The organism is Mycobacterium sp. TH-M103 (assembly GCF_057473785.1).
The window spans coordinates 1-4,818 of record NZ_JBYCLG010000268.1 but is presented as its reverse complement, the minus strand read 5'-3'; the positions used below and the strand labels follow the sequence as shown (position 1 = coordinate 4,818).

Here is a 4,818-nt window from a genome sequence, read left to right as displayed (position 1 = left end):
CCTTCTGCGTCGTCGGCGCGACCGGGAACACCACGTCGGCGCGCTCGGTCACGGCGCTGTGCCGCAGCTCCAGGCTGACCACGAACCCGGCGGCGTCCAGCGCGGCCAGCACTGCTGCGGGGTCGGCGAAGTCGTCGGGTTCGACACCGCCCACCACCAGTGCCCCCAGCGTGCCGTCGGCGGCGCCGGCCAGGATGCCGTCCACGTCGCGTCCACGGGCGGAAGGCAGTTCGGAGACGTTCCAGGCCGCGGCGATCTGCGCGCGGGCGGCCTCGTCGTCCAGTGGGCGGCCACCGGGCAGCAGGCCGGGCAACGCGCCGGCCTCGAGTGCGCCGCGCTCGCCGGCCCGCCGTGGCACCCACGCCAGCCGGGCCCCGGTGGCGTCGGCGAGCCGCGCGGCGGCGGACAATCCGCCGGGCACCGCGGCCAGGCGCTCGCCGAGCATGATGACCGCGCCCGGAGCCGACAGCAGCTCGCCCACCTCGCCGGTGGTCAGGCCGTCCAGCGTGGCCGCTTCGGCGCCGGGTGCGGTTTGCAGCAGCCGGCCCGCCATCTTGTGCAGCGCGCGGGTCGCGAACGGCGCGACCGCGTACACCGGGACGCCGCGCTTGCGGGCCGCCTTGCGCAGCCGCAGGAACACGATCGGCGACTCTTCTTCCGGCTCGAACCCGACCAGCAGCACCACCGGCGCGGATTCGAGATCGGCGTAGCCGACGTCGCGGCGGCCGGCGATCCGCGCCGCCAGGAAAGCGGCCTCCTCGGCCGAGTGCGGACGGGCGCGAAAGTCGATGTCGTTGCTGTCCAACACGATTCGGGTGAATTTGGAGTACGCGTAGGCGTCCTCCAAGGTGGCGCGGCCGCCGACCAGGACGCCGGTGCGCCCGCGGGCCGCATCGAGGCCCCGGATCGCCGTCGCCATCGCGTGCGACCACGACGCGGGCGTCAGCACGCCGTCTTCGCCGCGGATCAGGGGGGTGGCGATGACATCCGGGGCGATCGCGTAGTTGAACGCCCACCGCCCCTTGTCGCAGTTCCACTCCTCGTTGACCTCGGGGTCGTCACCGGCCAGGCGCCGCAGCACCTTGCCGCGGCGGTGGTCGGTGCGCTGCGCGCAACCCGAGGCGCAGTGCTCGCACACGCTCGGGCTGGAGACCAGGTCGAACGGGCGCGCCCGAAACCGGTACGCCATCCCGGTCAGCGCGCCCACCGGGCAGATCTGCACCGTGTTGCCCGAGAAGTAGGAGTCGAACGGCTCGTTGGCGTAGATGCCGACCTGCTGCAGGGCGCCCCGCTCCTGCATATCGATGAACGGGTCACCGGCGATCTGCTCGGAGAACCGGGTGCAGCGCGCGCACAGGATGCAGCGTTCCCGGTCCAGCAGCACCTCCGAGGAGATGTTGATCGGTTTGGCGAACGTGCGCTTGACGTCGGTGAAGCGGGAGTCCGCGCGGCCGTTGGACATCGCCTGGTTCTGCAGCGGGCATTCGCCGCCCTTGTCGCACATCGGGCAGTCCAGCGGATGGTTGATCAGCAGCAGTTCCATCACGCCGTGCTGGGCCTTGTCGGCGGCCTCGGAGGTCAGCTGGGTGCGCACCACCATGTCGTCGGTGGCGACCGTGGTGCACGAGGCCATCGGCTTGCGCTGCCCCTCGACCTCGACCAGGCACTGCCGGCACGCGCCGACGGGGTCCAGCAGGGGGTGGTCGCAGAAGCGCGGGATCTGGATGCCCATCAGCTCGGCGGCGCGGATAACCAAAGTCCCCTTCGGAACGCTGATTTCGTTACCGTCGATGGTCAGCGTCACCATCTCGGGTCGGCTCACCTCGCCGCCGGTCTCGGGTTTGGCCGCAGCCGTCATGTGACGGTCACACCTTTCCGTTGGGGTTCAGCATGGAGTCTTTGGGGTCGAACGGGCACCCGCCGCCCTCGACGTGCGCGACGTATTCGTCGCGGAAGTACTTGATCGACGACATCACCGGGCTGGCGGCGCCATCGCCCAACGCGCAGAACGCCTTTCCCAGGATCGAATCGGAAATGTCCAACAGTTTGTCGATGTCCTCGGGCGTACCCTTGCCGGTTTCCAGGCGTTCGTAGATCTGGTCGAGCCAGAAGGTGCCCTCCCGGCACGGCGTGCACTTTCCGCAGGACTCGTGCTTGTAGAAGTAGGTCCAGCGCTGCACGGCGCGCACCACGCAGGTGGTCTCGTCGAAGATCTCCAGCGCCTTGGTGCCCAGCATCGAGCCGGCCGCGCCGACGCCCTCGTAGTCCAGCGGCACGTCGAGGTGCTCGTCGGTCAGCAGCGGGGTCGACGACCCGCCGGGCGTCCAGAACTTGAGCCGGTGCCCGGACCGCACGCCGCCGGCGTAGCCGAGCAACTCGCGCAGCGTGATGCCCAGCGGGGCCTCGTACTGGCCGGGCCGGGTGACGTGCCCGGACAGCGAGTACAGCGTGAAGCCGGGCGACTTCTCGCTGCCCATCGACCGGAACCACTCGACGCCGTGGTGGATGATCGCCGGCACGCTGGCGATCGTCTCGACGTTGTTGATCACGGTGGGGCAGCCGTAGAGTCCGGCCACCGCGGGGAACGGCGGCCGCAGCCGCGGCTGGCCGCGCCGGCCCTCCAGCGAGTCCAGCAGCGCGGTCTCCTCACCGCAGATGTAGGCGCCCGCCCCGGCGTGCACCACCAACTCCAGGTCGAAGCCCGAGCCGTTGATGTCGCGGCCCAGGTATCCGGCGGCGTAGGCCTCGGCCACCGCGTTCTGCAGGCGGCGCAGCACCGGCAGCACCTCCCCGCGCACGTAGATGAACGCGTGGTGGGCACGGATCGCGTACGCCGCGATGATGACGCCCTCGACCAGCACGTGCGGGGTGGCCAGCATCAGCGGGATGTCTTTGCACGTACCGGGTTCCGACTCGTCGGCGTTGACCACCAGGTAGTGCGGCTTGGCGGCCGCCCCGGAGTCGCCCTGCGGGATGAACGACCACTTGGTGCCGGTCGAGAAGCCCGCGCCACCGCGCCCGCGCAACCCGGAGTCCTTGACGGTGGCGATCACCGCGTCGGGGTCCATCGCCAGGGCCTTCTTCATCGCCTGGTAGCCGTCGTTGCGCAGATAGGTGTCCAGCGTCCACGACTCGGGGTCGTCCCAGAAGCGGCTGAGGACCGGGGTCAGCGGGGTGCTCATGACTGGCCTTCCGACGCTGCCGGCGCCTCCATGCCCAGTTCCCGCGCCACCTTCAGCCCGGCCAGCGTCGCGGCGCCGGCCCCGCCCTGCCCCTGGTCCGGCCGCTCGTCGGGCAGGCCGGCCAGAATGCGCGACGTCTCCCGGAAGGCGCACAGCGGGGCGCCGCGGGTCGGCGGCGCCGGCGTGCCCGAGCGCAGCGAGTCCACGAGTTCGCGCGCCGACTCCGGGGTCTGGTTGTCGAAGAACTCCCAGTTGACCATCACCACCGGGGCGAAGTCGCAGGCGGCGTTGCACTCGATGTGCTGTAGCGTGACCGAGCCGTCGGCCGTCGTCTCGTCGTTGCCGATGCCGAGGTGCTCTTTGAGGCTCTCGAAGATCGCGTCGCCGCCCATGACGGCGCACAGCGTGTTCGTGCAGACCCCGACGAGGTAGTCGCCGGTGGGTCCGCGACGGTACATCGTGTAGAAGCTCGCCACCGCCGACACCTCGGCCCCGGTCAATCCCAGCTGCTCACCGCAGAATTCGAGACCGGCCGGAGTCAGGTAGGAATCCTGGGCCTGCACCAGGTGCAGCAGCGGCAGCAGCGCCGAGCGCTTCTCGGGGTAGCGGCCCATGATCTCCTTGGCGTCGACCTCCAACCGAGCCCGCACCTCAGGGGGGTAGGACTGCGGCGCGCCCTCGACCACGAACGCGTTGGGCTCCTCGGGCGGCGGGCCCAGCCGGATGAACACGGGCTGCCCCTGGGCACCTGTCATCGGTCCACCCCGCCCATGACCGGGTCGATGCTGGCGACCGCGGTGATCAGGTCGGCGACCATTCCGCCCTCGCACATCGCGGCGACCGACTGCAGGTTGGTGAACGACGGGTCCCGGTAGTGCACCCGGTAGGGGCGGGTGCCGCCGTCGCTGACCATGTGCACGCCCAACTCGCCGCGGGGCGATTCGACCGCGCTGTACACCTGGCCCGCGGGCACCCGGATGCCCTCGGTGACGAGCTTGAAGTGGTGGATCAGCGCCTCCATCGAGCTGCCCATGATCTTGGCGATGTGCTCCTGCGAGTTGCCCATGCCGTCGGGGCCCACCTTCAGATCGGCCGGCCAGGCGATCTTGCGGTCCTCGACCATCGTCGGACCCGGCCGCAGTTTGTCCAAACACTGCTCCACGATCTTCATCGACTCCCACATCTCTTTCACGCGAATCATGTAGCGCCCGTAGGCGTCACACGTGTCGGCGGTGATCACGTCGAACTCGTAGTTCTGGTATCCGCAGTACGGCTCGCTCTTGCGCAGGTCGTGCGGCAGTCCCGTGGACCGCAGTATCGGGCCGGTGATCCCCAGCGCCATGCAGCCGGTCAGGTCCAGGTAGCCGATGCCCTCGGTGCGGGCCTTCCAGATGGCGTTCTCGTTGAGCAGGGCGCCCATCTCACGCAGCGGATGACGCAATTCCTCGAGGGCGGCCGCGACCTCGTCGACCCCGTTGGGCGGGAGGTCTTGCGCCACGCCGCCGGGCCGGATGTAGGCGCTGTTCATCCGCAGGCCGGTGATCGACTCGAAGAGTTTGAGCACGATCTCGCGGCCCCGGAAGCCGACGAACATCGGGGTCATCGCGCCCAGTTCCATGCCGCCGGTGGCCAGGGC

General features: G+C 70.0%; 4 protein-coding genes. All 4 read right to left on the bottom strand.

The window, feature by feature from the left end:
* Positions 1–1,858 (bottom strand): NADH-quinone oxidoreductase subunit G (locus tag AC2VOR_RS15190; protein ID WP_486964056.1); only part of this gene is annotated, 1,858 nt, incomplete at its 3' end.
* A 7-nt stretch (positions 1,859–1,865) separates the two neighbouring features.
* Positions 1,866–3,182 (bottom strand): NADH-quinone oxidoreductase subunit NuoF, encoded by a 1,317-nt coding sequence (gene nuoF, locus AC2VOR_RS15185; RefSeq protein ID WP_369739855.1) that lies wholly within the window; start codon positions 3,180–3,182, stop codon positions 1,866–1,868.
* Complete coding sequence (nuoE, locus tag AC2VOR_RS15180) at positions 3,179–3,937, bottom strand: NADH-quinone oxidoreductase subunit NuoE (protein WP_369739853.1); 759 nt, start codon at positions 3,935–3,937, stop codon at positions 3,179–3,181. Before nuoE ends, nuoF begins: the two co-directional genes overlap by 4 nt.
* Positions 3,934–4,818: NADH-quinone oxidoreductase subunit D (locus AC2VOR_RS15175; RefSeq protein ID WP_486964055.1), on the bottom strand; the 885-nt coding region annotated here is incomplete at its 5' end. The genes nuoE and AC2VOR_RS15175, both read right to left, overlap by 4 nt.